Raw genomic sequence first — 17,806 nt, forward strand, 5'->3', positions numbered from 1 at the left:
TATTCCCCTAACTTATTGATTTTATCAAAACTAACACCAAAATAAAAGTGAGATTATTGCTAAAAATGCCTAAAACATTGATTTGTTGTAGAAATTAAAAATACCTTTTGAAGGTATTTTACAATATTTTCCCTTGAGCAAAAGTTGGATTACCCCCACCTTTTACAGAGAATTCGCTTGTTGATTTAAATATTTCAATTGCACTATGTGTTTTTGAAATATTTTCAGAACTGCTTACAATATAAATTTTCAGTTCTGTGTTAATTAGTTTTACCACAAGACTGTCAAATTTATTTTGATAGTAATCTGAAAGAGCTTTCATTTCTTTCATTTCAAGATCTGTTGTTTTAATTTCTAAAACTTTAACTCCGTCTTGTTCAACTGGTTCATAATTTTTGTAATTTTTTAATTTTTCTTCAACCATTACTTCTTCAGTTGCTTTTTGATATAACTTAAATGCATTTTTAAATTCATTTACTTTAATTTTAATTTTAGGTAAATTCTCTCTTAAAACTGGCATATTCATAATTTCACCAATAGCATTTTCAATTTCTTTATTTTCAATAATAAATTTAGCTTTGTTAAATTTATCTATTGCTGGTTGTATTTCATGTTTTTGTTTTGCAAATTGCTCTTGCAAGAATGAAGACACTTCTTTGTGACTTGTAACTGCATGGAAACGATAAACTCCACTTCCTTTAGATTCAATTTCTGTAATATAAATATCTTCTACATCTTTTGAACTTGCAACGTGTGTTCCTCCACAAAGTTCACAAGAATAAGTTCCAAATTTTATAATTCTAACCAATTCTCCATATTTTTCAGTAAATAAAGCTAAAGCGTTGTGAACTTCAATAGCTTCTTCAAGAGTACAATAAATTATTTCTCTTGGAATAGCATTTTCGATTTCTCTTTTAACAGATGCGTGAATTGCATCAACTTCTTCTTGTACTGGCATTCTATTAAATGAAATATCAATTCTTAAACCGTTTTCATCATTATAACTTCCTGCTTGTACTGCATTTTCTCCAAGAACTTCTCTAATTCCAGCTTGTAATAAGTGAGTTCCTGAGTGGTTTTTCATAGTGTAATATCTTTTTTCACTATTTATTTTTGCACTAACTTTTTGTCCTACTGACAATGTTCCATTTACATGAACTTTGTGAATATGTTGTTTATTTGGTCCTTGTTGTACATCTAAAACTTGGTGGTTAACTCCGTTTTCATCAACAAGTACTCCATTATCTGCAGCTTGTCCACCTTTTTCTGCATAGAAAGGTGTTTGTTTTAAAGTTAAAAATACAATTTCATCACTTGAAGTTGAAATTTCTTTATCATCTTTAAACATAAAGTTAATTTCAGTTTCATTTTCTTCAGTTTCATATCCTGTAAATTCACTTTCAACAGATAAACTTGTTAAAATTGCAGATTGTTTATTTCAAGCTTTATCATCTTTTCTAGAATTTCTAGCAACTTCTTTTGCTTGTTCTAATAATTGCTCATATGCTTTAACATCTACTTCAACATTTAAGTCTTCTGCAATTTCTTTAGTTAATTCAATTGGGAAACCAAAAGATTCAAATAATAGTAAAGCATTTTTACCACTAACTGTTTTTTCTTTTTGTATTATATTTTCTAAGTGTTCATATCCTTTTGATAGGGTTTGTAAAAATCTGTTTTCTTCAATTTGAATAACTTCTTTTACAGTATCTTTTTTATCAATAATGTAAGGATAAAATTGGCTCATAGCTTCAATTACATTGTCTACTAACTCAAATAAGAACGCTTTATTGATACCAAGTTTTCTTCCATACACTGAACTTCTTCTGATCAATCTTCTAATAATATATCCTCTATCTTTATTTCCAGGAAATACACCATCACTTATTGCAAAAGTTACAGCTCTTATGTGATCTGCAATAACTTTAAAAGCAGTATTGATTTTTGTTTGTTCTGGATTTTCATTAAAGTAATTATCAATAGAATACTTAAATTTAGAATCACACATTTGTTCAATTTTTTGAATTGTTGGCATAAATAAGTCTGTTTCAAAGTTTGTTGGTGTTTCTTGAAAAATTGACACCATTCTTTCTAATCCAGCACCCGTATCTATATTCTTTCTTGGCAATTCTGCATAATTATTGTTTCCATCGTTATTGAATTGAGAAAAAACTATATTTCAAATTTCTATGTATCTATCATTTTCAATATCATCTTTTAACAATCTTGGTCCGATATTTTCTAGATCTCATTTTTCTCCACGGTCAAAAAAGATTTCAGTATTTGGTCCACAAGGTCCTTGTCCTACATCTCAAAAGTTTGTATCTCTTGTCCCTTTGAAAATATGATCTTCTTTGATACCTATTTCTTTAGTTCAAATATCATAAGCGTCAACATCTTCTTCAAAAACAGTGATATATAAAAGGTTTGGGTCCATATCGAATCATTCTTTACTTGTTAGCAATTCTCATGCCATGTGAATTGCTTCTTTTTTAAAGTAATCTCCGATTGAAAAGTTACCCAGCATTTCAAACATTGTTTGGTGACGCGCAGTAACTCCAACATTTTCAATATCATTTGTTCTAATAGATTTTTGAGAGTTTGTAAGTCTTGGAGCTGGTGGATTCATTCTTCCATCAAAGTAAGGTTTTAGTGTAGCAACACCAGAATTTATTCAAAGTAAACTTGGGTCATCAATTGGTACTAAACTTGCAGGTTCCAAGAAATAGTGTTGTTTAGACTTAAAAAAGTCTAATCACATATTTCTTATTTGATTTGAACTTAGTTTTTTCATAGTTTTATCTCCTCTTTAAAATTAACAAAGTTATTTTAACATATACAAAACCACTTTATTTACAATATAAAGACAAAAAAACTCTTTATTTAGAGTTTTTTTGTCTTTATAAAATTCCTATTTATACATTTTTGTTTTATAAACAAAATAGGCACCCACCATGATTAGAATGGGTAATAATAAGGCTATTGAATACATAATACCTCTATTTGGGCCTACATAATTATAATCTTGTAATTCTACTTTGTTGTTCTCAAGTTTAGTATAAGTTACTTCATAAAACTGATAAGTCATAAACAAACCATTAGATTGTGCTGCAACAACAGTTTCAAAGTCAAGTTTTATTGTTCCAAAAGCTCTTGTTACATCAAATCAAAGGAACGGGTTTAGATACATTTCAATTCTTTGTTTTTTTCTAGAAACTCTATTTGTAGGTTTGTTCTCCCCTAAAATTATTGATTCTTGCTGAATTATGCGAAATAATACAGCCTTATACAATAATTTCTCATATGACATTTGTCTATTGATGTCAATTGATTCCATAAGTTCATGATCAGTATTATCTGGTTTTAAATATTTGGGAATAATCTCATTATAAATTGTTGGTTCAACAGAATAATAGTTACTCATATAGAAATCATTTTTAAAGTAATTCAAAATAACATCACTCATTTTTTTTCATGATTTTTTATTTGATTCTAAACTATTTATAAATGAAGTTGAGAAATTTGAAATATTTTTTGTGGTATTAAAACTGTTTAGATCAAAAGAACTACTTAAATTATATTTTTCATTATTAAATTCTATATCTACATTTAATAATATTTTTTGAAAACTTGATAATTTAGTTTGGTCATATTTAATTTCTCTAAAATCTACTTCAAATTTGTTACTTCCTCAATTCTTATTAAAAGCATTTATTCAATTTATAAGTTCTAAACCTTCACCAAATTTAAATAAGTTTTTCTCTTGTAGATTTTTAATTACTTCTGCATAATATGATTTGGATTCCTTTGACAAATTATCTTCCTCAACAAATAAAGTTGCTAAAACTTCATCAGTATTTTCTTTTAATGATTTAATTTCATTAAATATAACATCAAAATCTTTGTCTTTTGAAATTTTTTGATTCAAGTAATAATAGTAAACTTTATCTGATGATCATGTTCCAATTGTTTCACCGTCTCCATCTTCTTTTGTTTCATCCATAGTTGAAAAAAATGTTTCTACCAATGTAGGACTTAACCCAAGAACTGAAATTATAATAGAACAAGTAATTAAAACAGTTTTTTTAAGATTAAATGAAGTTAAAACAGCTGCTATTGAAGGTACAATTAGTGAAATATATAGTAACCCATACAAATTTACTGTGTAAATTTGTATAATTCTTGTATTATCCAAGAAAAATAAAGTAGTGATAATTAATATTAAAGTTGCATAAGCTAAAATCAATATAAAAGTGAATACTAATACAACCAAAACTTTAGCTAAATAAATTTGGTATGGTTTTAACCCACTTTTTATTTCCATCATTTTAATACCATTATTTCTTTGTGTACCTAGAAAATCATAAATAAACACAGCAGAAATTACAGTGAAAAAAGCTCATAACATACAGTAGTTTACAGTATGAATTTCAGCAAAGCTGAATGATGAATAATTTTTAGCTCTCAAAGCTGCATATGAAATTGTGTTAAATAACACAAAGAAAGCAAACGCTACAATGTTTGAAATAATAAATTGTTTAGTAAATAAAATAGATTTAGCTGAATACTTTGCACATATATAAAACTTATTCATTATTTTACTTCCTCTCCAAAATTAGTTAAATTACCAAACTTATCTTCTGCTTTTTTAGAGTCAGTGTGCATAAAGTATATATCTTCTAGTTTTTCTTTTTTATTATCAAATTTTTTATCATAAACAATTTTGCCCTCTTTTAAAACAACAGCATGATCTACAATGTTTTGTAACTCATCAATTATATGACTTGTTATTACAATTGTTTTTCCTTCATTTTTCATTTGTTGTAATAAATTAATCATAGCTCTTCTAGACTCTATATCTAGATTAGCTGTTGGTTCATCTAAAAAAATACATTCAGGTTCATTTATTAATGAAGCTGCTAGCATTGCTTTTTTTTGCATTCCAGCAGAAAGAGATGCAAAAGTTTTTTTTGCATACTTGCTTAATTCTAATTTATCAAGTAAATACTTTGTTCTCTTTTTAGCTTCATTTGGTTTAACACCAACCAATTCTGCAGTATATCTACAAAAGAATTCAATTGCAACACCTTTTGGGAATAAACTTTGGTCAGTAAAAAAACTAAAATTATTTAAATAATTATCAGTTTGATTATTAAAAGTTATTTCCCCAAAATTAGGTATATATTCTTTAAATATTGTTTTTAATAATGTGGATTTCCCTGCTCCATTTGGCCCTAAAATGGCACAAATTTCACCTGGATTAATTGATAGGTTAATATTTTTGATACCTGCTCCATTTTTGAAAACCTTTGATAAGTCTTTGATTTCTATCATATATTTATAACCTCTCTATTTATTTTTACCCAATTATTTTAACATTTCTAAATAATAATAATAATAATGGCAAAAAGAATAACAAAAAAGAGCTTTCGCTCTTTTTTGTTATTATCCTAAAATACTAATAGATAAGTTTATATTAAATACAGCATAACCAGTAAGTCCTTTTGAATTACCATATACATTTGAGTAAAGAACTATTGTTACAGGTAAAGTTTCACCACTAACAACCAAATCATTTACATCTGTTTGAGTTAACGCTACATATTCATTTGATTCTTCATCGAATTTTTGAATTGCAGTTCAATCTGCTCCACCCATGTATGCAAAGAAAATAGCATTATCTACTGTATAAACTACAGTGTCCATCAAAACTTCTCTTGCATAATTATTTATTCCAATTACTGTTGTGTAATAAGTTGGTAATTCTAAAGTCTGAGCACTTAAAGTTGACAGATCTCCAGCTTTAAAGATTAGATTAACTTTAATAGTTGCTTGACCTACTAAACCATTTTCCAATCCTTCTTGTGTTGCACTTACTTTAATATTTCAAACTTCTGAACCCGCTCCATTTGCCATTCCAGAAATATCTTGGTTTGAAATTTCTCTTCCATCAACATCACTTACTACATCACTAAGTGATAATCAACTTGATTCTACTTGTACACCTTCATTTTCAAAGGCTTCAATTGCAAATAATTCTGCAATTGATATGAAACTATTGTAATTGTGAGTTGCAAAACTACTTTGAAAGTCTTTTTCAAACCCATCAATCATTGAAATATCTATAGATTCTTTTGCTTGAACACTTTGAATCCCTTGAACATTTGCAGCAATTGGAGTTACTCCCATTGTTGCACTTGCCAATAAACTTAATAATTTAATCATTCATACATCCTTCATCAACAACCCAACCGTCCACCAATTTACATTATTTGTTGTTAACTATATTTCTAAATTCATAGCTTTTAACCATACTTTTTCAACATAAAGGTACATTATTTGAATTTGCTATTCTTTTCAGTTTGTTTAAATATGCAATTTGTTTATTATCATCTAGTTGTTCAAAACGAATTTTTCTATATTCTATTTCATATTCACTTAAAACTTTTTGTATTTTTTCTATAAAGCAAATTCTTTTTTCTCTGTCTAAAACAGACTTTGCCTCATTAGTTTTCAACACATCACCTTTCCTAAATCATTTCTTTCGCACAGAATTTTTTTAATTAAAATTCTTAAATTAATTATATTCTTATAAATAATGTATACTACACACAATCAATGTGAGTGCCCTGTTTACGCAAAAAAAAAAAAAAAATAAGTGAAATCACTTATTTTACAGTTTTCTAATTAAACTAGTTCTTTAATTTCTTTAACTGTTTTCTTTTCATTTCCTTGGTTTTCAAAGTAGTTATTTTCAGCATAATTTACAGTAACTTCGGATTCAGGTTTGAATGCATTACTTTCCAATTTATCAAATTTTACAGTTTCGGTGGTAAAAATATCTACCAATGGTCCTCTCTTTTGATTTTCACTATATCATTTTAAATTATTAAAGAATGAATCCGCTCCGTTAGATGTGAATAAATTACTTGCATACTGTTTAAATAAATAGAAAGCATCAGCTTTATTTTCCATTTTAATTGTAATTTCACTATCTTTATATGAACTTGTGTTTGGATCAACAACAAGCTTAATTTCACTACCAACTTGAATATTGCCTTTTTCATCCAGGTTTGTTGCACTAATTTCTTTAAAATCAGATGTAAATGCCCCTTTAAATAGTGAAGACACTATTACATCTTTTGCAGACTCAAAGTTTGTTGCAGCTACAAATGCTCATTCATTAGCTGTATCTCCAAGATAAACCTCGTTAAGACTTACTTTTTCAAACTCAAATTGATAACTTCCTTTAAAATATTTATTTGCTTTGAATGATTCAATTTTATAGCTTTGACCTGCTCTTATGATATCTTTACTTAACATTGCATCTTTACTATTATTTTCATACACCTTTATATAATAAGTACCATCAGTATAGTTGATATCATTATCAACATCTTGTGATAAATATTTTGCTACTTCTTTTTGTAAATTTGTAATTGTAATTCCTGGTTCTAGAAAATCTCAATCTTTTGGTAGACTTGCCAAATCCAAAGCTTTACTTTGGTCTACTTGTTGTTCTTCTCCATTTCCACTCCCTGTTGAAGGAGTTGAATTACAAGCTACAACCGTTGAACCAACACTTGTAACCATTCCTGTGATTGCTAACATTGATAATAATTTTTTCATAATAATTACCTCCCCGTAGTAATACACTAATTATATGAAAAAAAAAAAAAAAAGAAATAAGATTTGTACAATTTATTGCTATTTTAAGTTTAAAAGCACTATATTTTTAAAAACTAGCATTTATTGGCAATTTACTTTAAAATAAAACTATCGATAAAAAGGAAGTGGTATCAATGAAATTACAACATTTAGATAAAAAAAGATTAATACTAATTGACTTGGATGGAACTGCTTTAAAAGCAAATGGTGAAGAAATTCACCAAAAAACAAAAGAAGTTTTGATTAAAGCAAGAGAAGATGGACATCATGTTTGTATAATCACAGGACGTCCACATAGAGCAAGTATTCGTTTTTACAAAGAATTAGGTTTAACTACTTTATTAACTAACTTTGATGGGGCACATATTCATGATCCATTAAAAAGACGTTTTAAAAGAATAGTTTTACCAATAAGCGAAGACATTGTTCAAGGTATTATTCATAATCCAATAATTAAAGATGCTTGTCAAAACATCTTAATTGAAAACTATAACAAAGCTGTTGTAAGTAAAAAAGATGAATTTATTGAGAAATTCTTTCATTTAGATGATGTTGAAGATGATGATTACTTTATCTCTAATGTCTATGAAGCTTGAGAAGGTCCATCTACTAACGTTGTTTTATTTTTGAAAGATGATAAACAAAAGGATGAAATTTTCAGACAACTTGAAAAATTCAAAAACTCAATTAAAATTCAATCAGGAAATGTATATGGAAACATGAGCCAAGAGGCAGTTTCTATGATTACTTTAACTAACAAAATCGTAAACAAAGGTTTTGTTTCTGATATTTTAGCTCAATACTATAACACAGATATTCGTGACGTAATTGCATTTGGAGATCAAATGAACGATTATGAAATGATTAAGAGAGTTGGTTATGGTGTAGCTATGCAAAATGGTAGTGATGACTTAAAAAGTGTTGCTGCAGGTATTACACAACTTTCTAACGATGAAGGTGGTCTTGGTTATTACTTAGAAGCCTTGCTTGAAGGAAAAGAAGTTTAAAAAATAGAGTTATATAACTCTATTTTTTTGTTCTCTAAAAGAAATATGCATAATGTAATTTTATACCAACATAAGCTGCATGAACATATGAAGAATTATTTCCATAATTTAGTGAAGCAACTACTTTTAATCCAAAATCAAATACATCTCTAGTTATTCAATTGATATTAAATTGAATTCTAGCAACATGTCTAGAAGCTGATGTGTGTTGGAAATAACCATCAATAACAGTATTATTAGAATCTCCTGAAGTTAGGGTTATCATATCTGCGTCATAGCCTGGTGTCCCCATGTTGACCCCATCTTTACTGTGAGTTCATGAATTATTACCATTATTTGCAAAATTATATCCATAACTATATCTAAAATATGCGTATCTATATTTGTTCAGAAATTCCAATTTATCATTTGCTCCATAATCTCTAATATAAACTCTACTCATTGGTCTATCTATTCCAAATAGTTTTTCTCTCTGCTCTTTTGAGATTTCTTCAAATACGTCTAATGACTCCTTAAAATCTTTTGGCTTTCCAATTTTACCAGGATATCTGGATAGAATTGTTCTTTGATATACATCAGTAAAATAAAGTTGTAAATAATTTGAATATTTTTCAACTTCAATGTCATTTTTTTATCTCCCATTCTTATTTATAAATATTTTTTCTATAAATAAAATAACTTCCCGCGATTATTAAAAATGGTATAAACAAAGTTATGGAATATAAAACTCCTCTACTTGGACCTGTATAGTTATAACTTAATATTTTGATCTCTTGTATCAAAGATTCTATATCCTCAACAAATTCATAATCAACTTTATAAAAATTATATGTGTTGAACAATCCGTGAGTTTGAGCCAAAACAACCGTTTCAAAATCTAGGCTAATAAATCCAAATGCTCTTGATACATCGAACCACATAACGGGATTTAAATAAATACCCATTCTTTCAGGTTTGGTTGCATAATATGTTTCAGGAGTATTTTGTTTGGACATAATAGATTTTTGATTCATCATTTTAAAGAGTGCAGATTGATATTTTTTCTTACCAACAGAATCAACTCAATCATCTCTAATTAACAAATCTAATTCAAATGGATCATTATATTTTGGCAATATGCCTGAGTTTTCGTTTACTATAGATCAATCAATAGGGAAAAATAAACCCATTGAGTTTATATGCCATGAAGTACCTTTGAAATAGAAGTCTTTTTTAAATGTATCAACTATTTTTTTGTTGACTTTTTTTCATTCTTTTTTATTTGAATCTAAATTATTTTCAAATAAATTTGCAAATTCTTCCACTTCTTTTACTACATCATGACTATTAAAGTAATTATATGCACCAATATTTTTTTGATTTCTTTTAGATTGTTTTGTATTTAATAATTGCTCTTGAACTGTTGTTAAATTTGGTTTTGTATACTTAATTTCTTTATAAGCACTTGGCAACAATTTAAAATTAATTTTGTTTATAAAGTCAATAATTTCAACATCCACACCAACCTTATAAAAATCTATTCTTTTTAAGTAATCAATAGTTTTTCTATAATAATTCTGTTGAAAATCATTTAGACCCTCTTCATTCTCAAGGTGTATTGTTTCTTTCATCATATCTATATTTTTAGTTATATTTTCAATTTCATTGAAAATCACCTCGAGACTTGAATCTGTTTTAAGTTTTTTATATAAATAATGGAAATAAATGCTGTTTGCACCACCACTCAAATTGAAATCGCTTCCTCCTGAATTTGAATTTTTAGCCTTAAGTCGCACTGGGCTGAAAAACATTTCAGCCAAAGTTGGAGACAAAGCCAATAAAGAAATTATTATTGAACATACTATCAATACTGCTTTTTTCAAGTTTAAGACTGACAGAAGTAGAGCTATTGAAGGGACAATTAAAGATAAATAAAGCAAACTGTAAAGATTTATTGTAAAAGTGTTTACAATGTTATTATTTGAACTAAAGTAAATTGAAGTTAATACTACTATATAAGTTGCGTAAAATAAAATAATTGTAACAATAAGAGCTGTAACTACAAATATTTTTGCTAAAAATATTTGATAGGGTTTCAGACCACTTTTTATTTCCATCATTTTTATTCCATTAGTTCTTTGTGTTCAAAAAAAGTCGTACATAAAGATTATCCCAATTATTCCGAAATGAACTCATAACATACAATAATTTACAGTATGAATTTGAGCAAAACTAAAATCAGTTAAATTATTTTTTAATATTAATGAGTTAGCAACGGTATTAAATATTGTAAAGAAAGAAAAAGCTACTAGATTTGCAATTCAAAAGGGTTTAGAAAATAATACAGTTTTTGCAGAATATTTTGTACATACCAAAAAACTTCTCATTAATTTATTTCCCCCTCAAAATTTGTTAAATCACCGTATTTTTGTTCTAAACCTTTTGAATCTATATAATTAAAGTACAAATTTTCTAATTGTTCTTTGTCTTTATCAAAAGGTTTATCATAGACAAAAACACCGTCTTTTATAATTGCAACATGATCTACTATATTTTGTAACTCATCTATTATATGACTTGTTATGATTATAGTTTTTCCTTGGTCTTTTAACTGTTTTAATAAATTTAGCAATGCTCTTCTAGATTCAACATCTAGATTTGCAGTGGGTTCATCTAAAAAAATACACTCTGGCTCATTTATTAATGTGGCAGCTAGCATAGCTTTTTTTTGCATTCCAGCAGATAATGAAGCAAATGTTTTTTTAGTATATTTTTCTAATTCTAAGGTCTTTAACAAATGTTTCGTTCTTTCTTTAGCCTTAGAAGCACTTATCCCCACCAACTCTGCAGTGTACCTGCAGAAAAAACCGATACCTATTCCCTTAGGAAATAAACTTTGGTCTGTGTAGAAACTAAATTTTTTTAAAAAACCTTCTGTTTCACCATTAAAAGTTATTTTTCCTTCATCGGGTAGGTACTCTTTGAATATGGTTTTTAAGAGAGTTGATTTTCCAGCTCCATTTGGTCCAAGAATAGCAAAAATTTGACCTTCTTTTATTGATAGGTCTATTTTTTTAATTCCTGCTCCGTTTTTAAAAACCTTTGACAATTGTATTATTTCAATCATTTTAAACCCCATTTCTAATTTGGTTTTTAAAATTTATAATTGTTATTTTATTATAATTACATCAGATAGATATTGTACTTTTTTTAATTGTTATACTTTAATTATAGTTAAATAAATTTTATAGTTTATTTCTTATCTTGCTAAGTTTCATTTTTTTATTTTTCATAATATGTTAGAATTTGTCTAGGAGGAAAATTATGAAACTAGTTGACCACTTATATTTTTTAGATACAGGTGAAAAAGTTCACCTCTCATCATTATTGGGACCACGTGGAATGGTATTGTTTTTTTATCCAAGAGCAAATACTCCTTGATGTACTGAAGAAGTTAAAGAGTACACAAAGAGATTAAATGAATTTGAAGAACTTGAATTCACAGTTGTTGGAATCAGTGATGATACAAGTGAAGATCAAAATGAATTTGCATGTGATTTTTCACTAGATTTTCCTTTAATAGCAGATACTGAAAAAGACTTAGTACACAAACTTGATGTTTGAGGAAAAGTTAATTGACCCGACGGAAGCATAACTGACGGAGTTAGAAGATGTACTTTTATTTTAAACACTGACTTAGAACCTGTGTTTGATTTTCAAAATGTACATCCAACACATCACATTGATGATGTTTTGAAAACTATTAAGGAAAACCCAACTAAATTCTAAAGACTGTAAACAAAGGATGATAATCCTTTCTCAATAGAATATTTAAAAAGCCCCTTTCGGGGCTTTTTATTTTATAACAAACTTTCCAATTCGCTATTAAGTCTTTTAATTTCATTTATTAAAGGCATGTAAGTGTCTTCTTTTTCAAAGTCAACACCACATTCTTTTAGGATTTCAAGAGGTTTTTTTGAACCTCCTTTTTTTAAGAAATTTATAATTGCTAAATTATCTCCACTTTTAAAGTCATCAAATAATTTGAAACTTGCAACTAAATCAACTGCATATTTATATACATAAAATGGTGAGTGGAAAAAGTGAGAAATGTATGGTCAATGATACACTTCTCTATCTTTATCATCAAACACGTCATATCCATATTCATTTTCAACTTCTCTAAATAATTCCATTAAAATTTCACTTGTTAATGGTTCTTTATCTTCTACAAGTTTATGTGCTCTATATTCAAAATCTGCAAATTGAATTTGTCTGTAAAATGTTGATATTAAATCAAAAATTCTTTGTTGTAGTAAATAGATTTTTTTATTTTTGTCATTTGTTGTACTGTATAAGAAATCAAATAATACATGTTCATTAAAAGTTGATGCAACTTCAGCTAAGATAATTGGATAATCACTTAAAGGATATTTTTGTTCTTCTTCAGAAAATAAAGTATGTACTGAGTGTCCAACTTCATGAGCTAATGTACTTAGAGATGAAAGTTTATCATCTCAGTTCATTAAAATTATAGGTTCTACTCCAGTTCCCCCAGAAGAATATGCTCCACTTACTTTATTGGTATCTTCAAAGTAATCAATTCTATTATCAGAAAAAGCTATGTGTAATTTTTTAAAATACTCTGGTCCAAGTTCTGATAAAGCAGTTTTTACAGTATCGATTCCAGTTTCAACATCAAACTTTTCATTATATTCTGAAACTAACTTTAATTCTCTATCTGTTGTATAAAAATTATCTAGTTTATTTTTTTTCTTAATTAATAAATAATAATCTTTTAAAGGTTGAATATGTTTCTTTCCAACTTCTAATAATTTTTTATAGATATCAACACTAACTCCATCATTAAATAATGCTTGTTCAAGTACTGAATCATAGTTTCTAACTTTTTTGTCTTCAACTTGTTTTAAAATAATTGATTCATATATTTTTGCAAAACTATATTTTCTTTGAGTTACATTGTTAAAATATTTATCTCAAACTTCTTTTCTAAAGTTTTGATCTTCAAGTGGTCGACTATCTTCTAATGTATTTTTAAAGAAAGTTGTGTCAACCACTTCTTCTTTTCCATCAACCATTACTGTACTTTCTAGTTTATCTGCATATGATAAACTGTCATACAACATAGCTGTTGCAACTCTACTTCTATCAACTTTGCTTAATAACTCTTCTTTGTGATTTTCAAGTATATGTTTTTCTTTCTCAAAAATACTTTCAAATCTATATTTAAATTGTTCATAATCTTTATTATTTATAAAAGAAAATATTTTTTCTTTACCTATTTTTAAAACTTCAGGAATTACAAAACTTGTTTTAACTCCAGTTTCTTGTAATACATTTGTAAATAGTGAATCTAATTCTTGAAGTTCACTATCAGTTTGGTTTATATCATAAAGATGTATGTACTGATTTAATTTTGCCATTTTAAAGTCAGCTTCAACATCTAGGTCTAAGTAATTTTGAAAGTTTTTTTCTTCTCCTAGCTTTCCTTTTAAATCTGAAATTTTTGTTATGATATTTTCAAATTCTTCAAGGTCTTTCTTTCATTGCTCAGTATTTTCATATAGGTGGGAAAAATCCCATTTATATTCATTTTGTGCTTGTGTTCTTTTCATATATTTATATTAGCATATTTTGATTTGCTAAAACAAAGTAAAAACACCCTTTAAGGGTGTTTTTAAATTTTTTATTTATTTAATAATTCAAACATTGTTCTTGTCATTGGTGCTCTACCACGTCTATTTCTGTCAGCAGTTGCTGCAATATCCAAGTGAATGTATGATTTTTCTTCTGCAAATGAATTTAAGAATGCAGCTGCAGTTGATGAACCAGCTTCTCTTCCTGGTTCTGAGTTAACAAGATCTGCAACTTGTGAACATTGCATTGCTTTTAAATGATCTGCTATCATTGGTTGTCTTCAAACTGGTTCTTGTGCTGAATCTGCAGCACTTTCAAATTCTGAGTAGAATTGGTTGTCTGAAGCAAATGTTCCAGTAAATCATCTTCCTAATGCAACAGCAATAGCTCCTGTTAAAGTAGCTACAGTAATAACTCTTTCAGCTTTTTCATTTCTTACAGCGTAAGTAATTCCATCAGCCAATACTAATCTACCTTCAGCATCAGTGTTTGTAATTTCAACTGTTTGTCCGTTCATTGATGTTAAAACAGATTCTGTTAAAGTTGCTTTTCCACCAATTCTGTTATCAGTTAATAGACCAACTGAAACTACATTACATTTTGCACCTTTTTTAGCTAAAGCCATAACTGTTGAAGAAACAATTGCAGCTCCTGACATATCAAATTTCATGTTTTCTAAGAAGTTAGCAGGTTTTAAGTTATATCCTCCTGAGTCGAAAGTAATTCCTTTTCCTACTAAAGCAGTTCTTTTAGCACTTGGATCTCCAACGTATTCTAAAACAACAACTCTTGGGTCAACATAACTTCCAGCATTAACTCCTAAAAGTAATCCCATTTTCATGTCTTCAATTTGTTTTTTATCGTAAATTGTAATTTTTACACCATTTACTGTTTTTGCTTTTTCTTCAATTCTTTTTGCAATTTCAACTGATGTACCAACGTTTGGTGGTAAGTCTTGTAAGTCTCTTGCAAAGTTTACAAATTCCATTTTAATTTCTGAGTCTTTGAAGATTGTTTCAAATTTTGCATCAAAAATTAAGTCATAATTTTTTTGTTTTTTAACTTCTTTTTTCATTTCGAACACTTGGTGTGATCAGAACATAAAACTTTCAGTTAAAACTTGGAAAACTTCTTCTTTGTTTTCAAAAACTTCAACAAATGAGTTTAAGTCTACGTTTAAATCATATTTATTATTTGCTACGAATCCCTCAACTAATTTTTTTAAAGCTTCTAAGTCAGCTTTTGCATCTACACATAAGTAGATTGTTTTTTCTTCAGCTACTAAAGTTGAAACTCCTGCTTCTTTTAAAACAACAGAGTTAACGTTTGAATCTTTAGTACAAGCTTTCAAAGTTAATTCATAAGTATTTTTATTACTTGTAATCATTTTTTGTGTCATCTCCTCTATATATATAAGTATCTTACCACTTTATTAATTAATTAAAAATTTATTATCACAAATTTTATTTCTACATGTTCCATATATGTACATTTCAAAATATGGTTTATCTTTATGGTAAGTTAAAAATGTTCGTTTAACTCCATGACCATTTTCACATCTCATTTTTCTATTTGCTAATTTAGTATTTGTATTTGTGAACTTAGATCTTAAAGCATAAATATAATAAGTTTCTTTTTTAAGTCTTAAGTTTTGGTCTTCAATTTCACTTAAAACTAAAAATCTTAAGTTTTCTAGTTTCTTTTCTTTTTTTCTGAATTTTGAAGACTCTTTATTTTCTTTTTTAAAATTATAAATATGAGTTTTTCATCTTTGCAATATATTTATAGATTCACCAATATAAGAAAATTTTAAGGTTTTATCTTTTTTAAAAGAATATATTAAATAAACTCCAGATATTTTTTCAGGCAAGTCTTTAATGGTGTCAACATTATAGACTTGCCTTGTTTTTTCAAGTTCAGTAACAAATTTAGTGCAATATTCACTACTCGTTTGTTTGTATTTTACATCTCTACTTGTTTTTGTTTTTCAAATATATTTATATTGCTTTTCAAAATCTTTATTCATGATTACCTCTAAATGTAATTATATCTTTTTTTAAATATCTATGTTAGAAAATAAAAACACGTCAGTGACGTGTATTTTAATAATCTAAAATTGCTATCAAATAAAGAGCTTTACCTTCATCCACATAATCTGAATTTCTTTTTCCTAACAGTTGTAAAGTATCTGCCAGTTCAAGTGTATCTGTTGGCAATAAAGGTTCTAAAACTAATTGATTGTTTTTTGACACTTCTCTAAAAACATCAAAGTCTTTGTAGATATCTAAAAATGGAACTTCATTTTTTAATTGCACATTTGCGGCATCTAAAACTTCTTTGTAACTTCCAATTTTAATATTAAAAGCATTGTAATCATCAAAAGATGTAATGTTAACATCTAGTTCTAATGTTTCTATGTTTTCATTTTTAACAATTAATTTATTTAATGCTTGAGTTTTTTTAATGTAATCTGGAGCATTAGTTAAATCAATATTGATATCAGAATCATTTAAAATTAAATCTACATCAGCTTTTTTTAATTGTTCATTTAAGCTTTTTAAAAGTTCTGCCTTAACATCTTGTTTTTTAGTTCCTGCCATAATTGTTGGACTTAATTTAAATTCACTTAAATCTCCTGGCATCACAGTAGTTTTAACTTTATTTTCATAAAGAGTATTTCCACTAATTGCTTCTATTAAAAACTCATCCCCTGGTTTTGAAACGTATTTAGAATCAAAAACAACTTGATCATTACCTCTGTAAACAATTATTGAAACGTTTCCGTAGTAATTTGGTAGTTCATTTTTGATAGCTATTCTAACTCTTTCTATATCAAGAAAGGCTTTAATTTTAATATTGATATTTGAAATATCTAATTTTTTAATTGTGTAAGTAGTTTTATAACTACCTGTTAGTGCTCTTGAATCCTCAGAAGCTTTTACTTCTATTACAGCTCCATCAACAATATAACCAGACATATAGTTAAATCTGTCTGAATTTTCTCCATCAACTAAAACTATAAAATCACTTTCTGAGAAGAACCTTGGATTTAAATCATAAATTTTGTCAGATATCATTCTTTTTAAATCAGTATATCTAATCTCTTCATCAAATGATAATTTAAGTTTTGAAAGATCTGCTCTTGTATCAAAAATTTGAAATTCAGTATCTGCAAATCTTCTAAATTCTGTATCTAATACTTTAATATGAATTACATCACCATTCTTAATAATGTAATCATCAGTTAGTTTAGTTTCTTTAGAATCTTTTTTAATGTAAACTTCGTACTCACTCATTAATAAGAAATAATTTGTGCTAGCATAAGAATCTCAGATTTTATATTTAACTTGTTTACCATTATCCCCAACAAAAATATTTGAAACTTCTGGAAGTGTGGCAAAACCCATTTTTGGTTCACCACAAGAAACCGCTAACGAAGATGAACTTGCAGCAATTGTAAAAGATCCTAATAATTGTAAAATTTTTTTCATTTC

15 protein-coding genes are annotated in these 17,806 nt (G+C 27.4%); 2 read left to right on the top strand and 13 right to left on the bottom strand.

Annotated elements, in window-relative coordinates:
* Positions 1 to 118 precede the first annotated feature (118 nt).
* The 6 genes from alaS to SCHIN_RS05890 form a co-directional block, all read right to left on the bottom strand.
* Entirely contained in the window at positions 119 to 2,794 is a 2,676-nt protein-coding gene (gene alaS / locus SCHIN_RS05865) for an alanine--tRNA ligase (RefSeq protein ID WP_166508692.1), read from the bottom strand.
* A 117-nt stretch (positions 2,795 to 2,911) separates the two neighbouring features.
* A complete protein-coding gene (locus tag SCHIN_RS05870) occupies positions 2,912 to 4,594 on the bottom strand; it encodes an ABC transporter permease (protein ID WP_166508693.1) in 1,683 nt (560 codons plus the stop codon).
* Complete coding sequence (locus SCHIN_RS05875; RefSeq protein ID WP_166508694.1) at positions 4,594 to 5,334, bottom strand: ABC transporter ATP-binding protein; 741 nt, start codon at positions 5,332 to 5,334, stop codon at positions 4,594 to 4,596. The genes SCHIN_RS05870 and SCHIN_RS05875 overlap by 1 nt, the downstream gene beginning before the upstream one ends.
* Before the next feature lie 111 nt (positions 5,335 to 5,445).
* Positions 5,446 to 6,225, bottom strand: a complete 780-nt coding sequence (locus tag SCHIN_RS05880) for a hypothetical protein (RefSeq protein WP_166508695.1) — start codon at positions 6,223 to 6,225, stop codon at positions 5,446 to 5,448.
* A gap of 43 nt (positions 6,226 to 6,268) precedes the next feature.
* A complete protein-coding gene (locus tag SCHIN_RS05885; RefSeq protein ID WP_166508696.1) occupies positions 6,269 to 6,517 on the bottom strand; it encodes a hypothetical protein in 249 nt (82 codons plus the stop codon).
* A 170-nt stretch (positions 6,518 to 6,687) separates the two neighbouring features.
* Positions 6,688 to 7,629, bottom strand: coding sequence for a Vmc-like lipoprotein signal peptide domain-containing protein (locus SCHIN_RS05890; protein ID WP_166508697.1), 942 nt, complete (start codon positions 7,627 to 7,629; stop codon positions 6,688 to 6,690).
* A gap of 173 nt (positions 7,630 to 7,802) precedes the next feature.
* On the opposite strand from SCHIN_RS05890, the gene SCHIN_RS05895 reads away from it, so the two are divergent.
* Positions 7,803 to 8,675: a Cof-type HAD-IIB family hydrolase gene (locus SCHIN_RS05895; protein ID WP_166508698.1), complete on the top strand. Its 873-nt coding sequence runs from the start codon at positions 7,803 to 7,805 to the stop codon at positions 8,673 to 8,675.
* Positions 8,676 to 8,709: 34 nt separating this feature from the next.
* Here the strand turns inward: SCHIN_RS05895 and SCHIN_RS05900 are convergent, their stop codons facing one another.
* From SCHIN_RS05900 to SCHIN_RS05910, 3 genes are all read right to left on the bottom strand, one after another.
* Positions 8,710 to 9,117, bottom strand: a complete 408-nt coding sequence (locus SCHIN_RS05900; protein WP_166508699.1) for a hypothetical protein — start codon at positions 9,115 to 9,117, stop codon at positions 8,710 to 8,712.
* A 202-nt stretch (positions 9,118 to 9,319) separates the two neighbouring features.
* Entirely contained in the window at positions 9,320 to 11,041 is a 1,722-nt protein-coding gene (locus tag SCHIN_RS05905; RefSeq protein WP_166508700.1) for a hypothetical protein, read from the bottom strand.
* Complete coding sequence (locus SCHIN_RS05910) at positions 11,041 to 11,781, bottom strand: ABC transporter ATP-binding protein (protein WP_166508701.1); 741 nt, start codon at positions 11,779 to 11,781, stop codon at positions 11,041 to 11,043. The genes SCHIN_RS05905 and SCHIN_RS05910 overlap by 1 nt, the downstream gene beginning before the upstream one ends.
* Before the next feature lie 197 nt (positions 11,782 to 11,978).
* On the opposite strand from SCHIN_RS05910, the gene SCHIN_RS05915 reads away from it, so the two are divergent.
* Complete coding sequence (locus tag SCHIN_RS05915; protein WP_166508702.1) at positions 11,979 to 12,443, top strand: peroxiredoxin; 465 nt, start codon at positions 11,979 to 11,981, stop codon at positions 12,441 to 12,443.
* Positions 12,444 to 12,514: 71 nt separating this feature from the next.
* On the opposite strand, the gene pepF is transcribed toward SCHIN_RS05915, so the two are convergent.
* From pepF to SCHIN_RS05935, 4 genes are all read right to left on the bottom strand, one after another.
* Positions 12,515 to 14,290, bottom strand: a complete 1,776-nt coding sequence (pepF, locus tag SCHIN_RS05920) for an oligoendopeptidase F (RefSeq protein ID WP_166508703.1) — start codon at positions 14,288 to 14,290, stop codon at positions 12,515 to 12,517.
* Between the two features lie 71 nt (positions 14,291 to 14,361).
* Positions 14,362 to 15,699, bottom strand: a complete 1,338-nt coding sequence (locus SCHIN_RS05925) for a M17 family metallopeptidase (protein WP_166508704.1) — start codon at positions 15,697 to 15,699, stop codon at positions 14,362 to 14,364.
* Between the two features lie 45 nt (positions 15,700 to 15,744).
* On the bottom strand, positions 15,745 to 16,338 hold the full coding sequence (locus SCHIN_RS05930) for a GIY-YIG nuclease family protein (RefSeq protein ID WP_166508705.1): 594 nt from the start codon (positions 16,336 to 16,338) through the stop codon (positions 15,745 to 15,747).
* A gap of 76 nt (positions 16,339 to 16,414) precedes the next feature.
* Positions 16,415 to 17,803, bottom strand: a complete 1,389-nt coding sequence (locus SCHIN_RS05935; RefSeq protein WP_166508706.1) for a lipoprotein — start codon at positions 17,801 to 17,803, stop codon at positions 16,415 to 16,417.
* Between the last annotated feature and the right edge of the window lie 3 nt (positions 17,804 to 17,806).

Source organism: Spiroplasma chinense, assembly GCF_008086545.1.
Taxonomy (GTDB): domain Bacteria; phylum Bacillota_I; class Bacilli_A; order Mycoplasmatales; family Mycoplasmataceae; genus Spiroplasma_A; species Spiroplasma_A chinense.